This window comes from Pseudoalteromonas sp. SR45-5 (genome assembly GCF_014163565.1).
Lineage (GTDB): Bacteria > Pseudomonadota > Gammaproteobacteria > Enterobacterales > Alteromonadaceae > Pseudoalteromonas > Pseudoalteromonas distincta.
Genome location: NZ_JACJDN010000331.1, coordinates 1 through 4,382, shown reverse-complemented (window position 1 = coordinate 4,382; position 4,382 = coordinate 1). Strand labels below are relative to the sequence as shown.

The 4,382-nt window shown below is 35.5% G+C and carries 3 protein-coding genes and 1 pseudogene; 2 read left to right on the top strand and 2 right to left on the bottom strand.

Features of this window, described 5'->3' with window-relative positions; all coding sequences use genetic code 11:
• Window positions 1–759: pseudogene (locus H5072_RS12650) on the bottom strand (hypothetical protein); the annotation flags it as partial.
• A gap of 123 nt (window positions 760–882) precedes the next feature.
• Window positions 883–2,553 (bottom strand): hypothetical protein, encoded by a 1,671-nt coding sequence (locus tag H5072_RS12645; RefSeq protein WP_182693716.1) that lies wholly within the window; start codon window positions 2,551–2,553, stop codon window positions 883–885.
• 259 nt (window positions 2,554–2,812) lie between these two features.
• Here H5072_RS12645 and H5072_RS12640 point away from each other — a divergent pair, with 259 nt between their 5' ends.
• Both H5072_RS12640 and H5072_RS12635 read left to right on the top strand, forming a co-directional pair.
• On the top strand, window positions 2,813–3,061 hold the full coding sequence (locus tag H5072_RS12640; RefSeq protein WP_024595039.1) for a YfhL family 4Fe-4S dicluster ferredoxin: 249 nt from the start codon (window positions 2,813–2,815) through the stop codon (window positions 3,059–3,061).
• 214 nt (window positions 3,062–3,275) lie between these two features.
• Window positions 3,276–3,977 (top strand): metallophosphoesterase, encoded by a 702-nt coding sequence (locus H5072_RS12635; RefSeq protein ID WP_182693715.1) that lies wholly within the window; start codon window positions 3,276–3,278, stop codon window positions 3,975–3,977.
• Window positions 3,978–4,382 lie beyond the last annotated feature (405 nt).

Here is a 4,382-nt window from a genome sequence, read left to right as displayed (position 1 = left end):
TGTTTTTAGGTTTATGTATAGCTGAGAAATTAGAGATATATCAGTATATGCCTTACAAGGAATAGGCTTCGCCGTTCGAGAAGATATATAATTTTTATCTACTTCTAGGAATGGATTAGTGCCATTATTATATTTATTTTTTGCGAACACCCACAGCTTTCTCATTTGCTCGAATAGCTTAGCCACATGCGGACCACTTTTTTCTGTTAGTAGTTGGTCAAGCGTGGTTTCTATTATCTCAGGCGTAATAGTCTGAAATAACATATCTTTGCCAAAGGCATTTTGAATTGCATTAAGGTAAGAGCTGTAAGTTGTTACTGTGGTTTCAGCTAACTTGCTAGGGCTATGTTTATTTATTGCCTGTAAGTTTTCTATTTGTTTACATACTACAAATTCGAATGTGTAATCAGAAGTGTTATTTTTGTATATTTCGGTCGCTCTTAATTTCGCTGCCGAAAAACTCATAACATTAGAGTCACCAATCTTTGTGTTTTTTATGCCATGTTCTTTTTTAAAATGAGTAAAAAATTTAATAATGCCATCATGCTGGAATACAATTCTTATTTGATCTTTAAGCTGATACTTTGAAAGTCTTCTTCCTTTTTCTTGCGCCAATATAATAGTCGCAAGACTGGCTAGCTCTTCCATTGACTCGTCATTGTACGGTGGCTTAAATGCATTAAATTCAGCCATGCAAAGGTCACGACTTTTAATCGTGACCTCACATGGTTTTACTGAATTTAATACTGATGTTGCCATTAATATAAAAACCTTAAAAAAGTTAAAATCATCAAATAATTGATGAGGTATCGCTCTAATAAGGCAATGATATGAAATTAATTTTTTTAACAAAAACTTTGGTAAGTCCAAATTAAACTTTTTTTAATTATTTTTTGCTTTGGCTTGGTCACTTAAATATCTCTCAACGACAGCTCTTCCTTCTTCGGTTAAGATCAAATCTTTTGCTACTCTGCCCGTATCACCAAGTGGCTGATTAATGAAGTTTACATAACTGCCTTTGTGAACTAAATGAGCTTTAATTCTATCTCTCAAGGCTTTTTTATCGTTATTTTCTCTTAGGTTTTTAGCTTGTTTACTTTGCATACCTGTAAGTCTGAGTTGTTGGCTTTCGAGTTCTTTCGCTCTTTTTAAAATACTGGCTTCATGAATTTTGAATACATTAAATTTGAGCTTTGTTGAAGTGCCAAATAGCTCTTCAGATTTATCATAATTCAAGCCGTTTGGATCGTCCTCTTTTCTGAGGTGATGCAGCGCGAGTCTGGTGAGTTCCTCTGCGTGTTTAAAATGATAGCCGTTGGCAACCATAATCGCTTTTGCGTTGGATTTAAAAAAGCTTCGGCACATTGTGCAAAATGCTCCCGCAGATCCTTTCATAACAATGTTTCTTTTATCTCCTTTTACTGCATCAACAGGGGAGTAATCTTTGATGATTTTGTCCAGCGACCTTTTAGCAAATGGTTTGTTAAGATCGCGAGGCTGAAGAAATATGTGAACAGGGTTACAGTTAGGGAGCGCATTTTCCATCCAGGCTCTTTGCTCTAAAATAATGGCGCGCATGGCTTTGGTTAAGGGCAGCTTATATTCTTTTTGGTTTTTCATTTCTCCACGAACCCCAACAACAGATGCCGGAAAGGTAATTAATGTTGGGAAGTCGGTACTATTGAGCCACTCCCACTTCATTTGTGGAATATTGATAGGGCGTATGCCTGTTAATATCATAAATCGAGCAGCATTTTTCTGATGTACATTAGGGGCTGCTGCGAGGTTTATCCATAATTCAGCTATCGAATCTAAGTCTGTATAAACTTGGCAAGGACGAGGGCTTTCTACACGGTCAGATACGTAAAAGTCATCGATATCAGCTGCTGGGTTTTTACCTGAGTTAAATTTGTTTTTAGCAAATCGCCATACTCTTCTAATTTGTGCAAAAAGCTCGATTGCTTGGTTATTGGACTCTGCCATGATAATTAAATCTACAATTTTTTCTAACTCTCCTGCTGTAAGAGACTGGAATGCACGCTTAAGCGGAAAATGATGCCTAAGCTTTTTTATTCTACATTGGTATGTTCTGAGCGATGAAGCTGCAAACTTGGTGGGTGCGTTGTTATGGCGCTCAATTAGGCTTTTCTCGTAAGTATCAAAAACTGTTTTGACAGTGTGGTTGTTTAAAACTCCCTCCTGCATTTGAGCAGTGAGCTTACGCGCTTTTGCTATTGTTAATTCAGGTGCTTCACCTAACTTGGTATTAGCTATGCCAGATGATTTAGGGAAGTTAGAGTAGAAAATAGCAGCGCCAGACTTGGTGAAAATTAGTCGAATATGGTGTTGCGCTTCGTATTTCGATAACCTTTTAGTCCTACTAGGTTTAAAGCCTTGTTTATAAGTGCTTTTTTCTTCAAAAAATATGATGTGTTGAGCCAGCGTAGCACACCGATTTATGTGCTGCATAGAAAATGGCGGTTTGAGCTGGTTCCATTCTAGTTTTGCTTTCGTATATTGAGCTTTGTTAAGCGTTGATAAAGAGTACTTCACTTTGTTATAACCTATATAAATAAAGGCCTCGCGGCGATTTTTATTGATTGAGATCAACAAAGCAACAGAGAAAAATAGGCATAATTCGCGGCTGTAATTTACACCTAAAAATAAAATGGTGTGTTACGAATGTGTGCTACGATTAAATAAAAAATAAAGGTTTTTTATTGAACTACACTTGTATGAAAAGCAGTCAAAAAACATTTCATTTAAATCTATGTATATGTTTAATAATGATTTTAATTGAAGGGGCTTATTAGTGGCTTTACTCATAAATAGTAAGTGCATTAACTGCGATATGTGTGACCCAGAATGCCCTAATGAGGCTATTTATATGGGCGCTAAAATATACCAAATAGATGCAAACAAATGTACAGAGTGTGTAGGGCATTATGATAAACCTACTTGCGTAAGTGTTTGCCCTATTGACTGCATAAAGCCCGATCCGAATAAGCGTGAAACTTTGGACGAACTAGCAGAAAAATTTGTGCGGGTAACTGGCAAATAACTCGTCAGGTATTTTGCTAAGCAGCTTTTAATTTAGGCTAAAAACACTACTTACATTAATTATTTAGGTTGTAGCTAAGGTCCTCTGTCATGCATTTTTAGTTTCAATCAAATCTTATTACCTTCATTAATTATCAACTATATTGTGTTACCTTAAGGCTTTATAAACTCAAGTATTAATCTAAGTTTTAGATTGCATTCTATAGGAGTCTATTTTGGATATAGGTATTAACGCTATTCAGGCTGTATCTTCAAAACAAGCCATATTTATTAATGATGAGTGCCGAGTATTTGTAATTGGCGATCTTGATGGTGATTTACCGGCCTTAAAAAACGCACTTAATAACGTAAATTTTAATCCTGAAAGAGATACTTTGTTTTGCCTAGGCGATTTTGTTGATCGCGGGGATAAAACATATGACTTATTTACATACTTACAAGCCATTAGGGCATGTATGATATTAGGTAATCATGAGCATTTAATGTTGGAATCATTATTAAGTAATGATAAAGCGGCTTTTAAATTATGGACTGACAATGGTGGCAATTGGCACAAGTCGGTATCAAGTGAAAAGCTCAGTGTTATGTGCGATGAGTTACTAACTAAACCGCTTTCAATAGTACTTGAGTATCGTGGTTGTAAAATTGGGTTGTCTCATACATTTGCACAATCGTGGGATTGGGAAAATTACCCTGATGATAAATCGCTAATTGTGCAATCTTTATTGTGGGATCGCGAAGTAGTTAAACAAGATCAGGTAGTTAAAAGTCATGGAGTCGACTTTTCAATACATGGACATAACTCAACTAAAGCGCCTTTTTGGGTGGGTAATAGCTATCACATAGATACCAATTATTATGGTGGAAAGCCTACACTCTTAGAACTCTCTGATGTTATTAATAAATTAGAGAAGTAGTATAAAGTTCGTAGGTTGTTGACCTCATATAAGTTAATTTTCAGTAAAGTACTTTTTTTTGCACAATACTAAAGATGCCAAGCGTGGATATGTGCATTAAACAAATGATCAGAAAATTATAACTATTTAAATACCTAATAGCTGCGGTACAAGCTTTTTTGGGGTGGTTTTTACTTTTTACAAAGATTAAATTATCCCCAGTTTGAAAAATTTAACCAGTAAAGAATGGTAGTTCTTTAATGGTTAAATTTTACTGAAGGGGCTATTTATTTTGTGTTAGTTGTGTGATTCATAGAGATCGTTTCAATATACTATGACGCTATGAACAAAGAAATTAAACAACGTTTAAAGTGGATTGAGCTTTACGAAAAAACTAATAATGCGGGCCTAGTTTGTCGTCGGTGT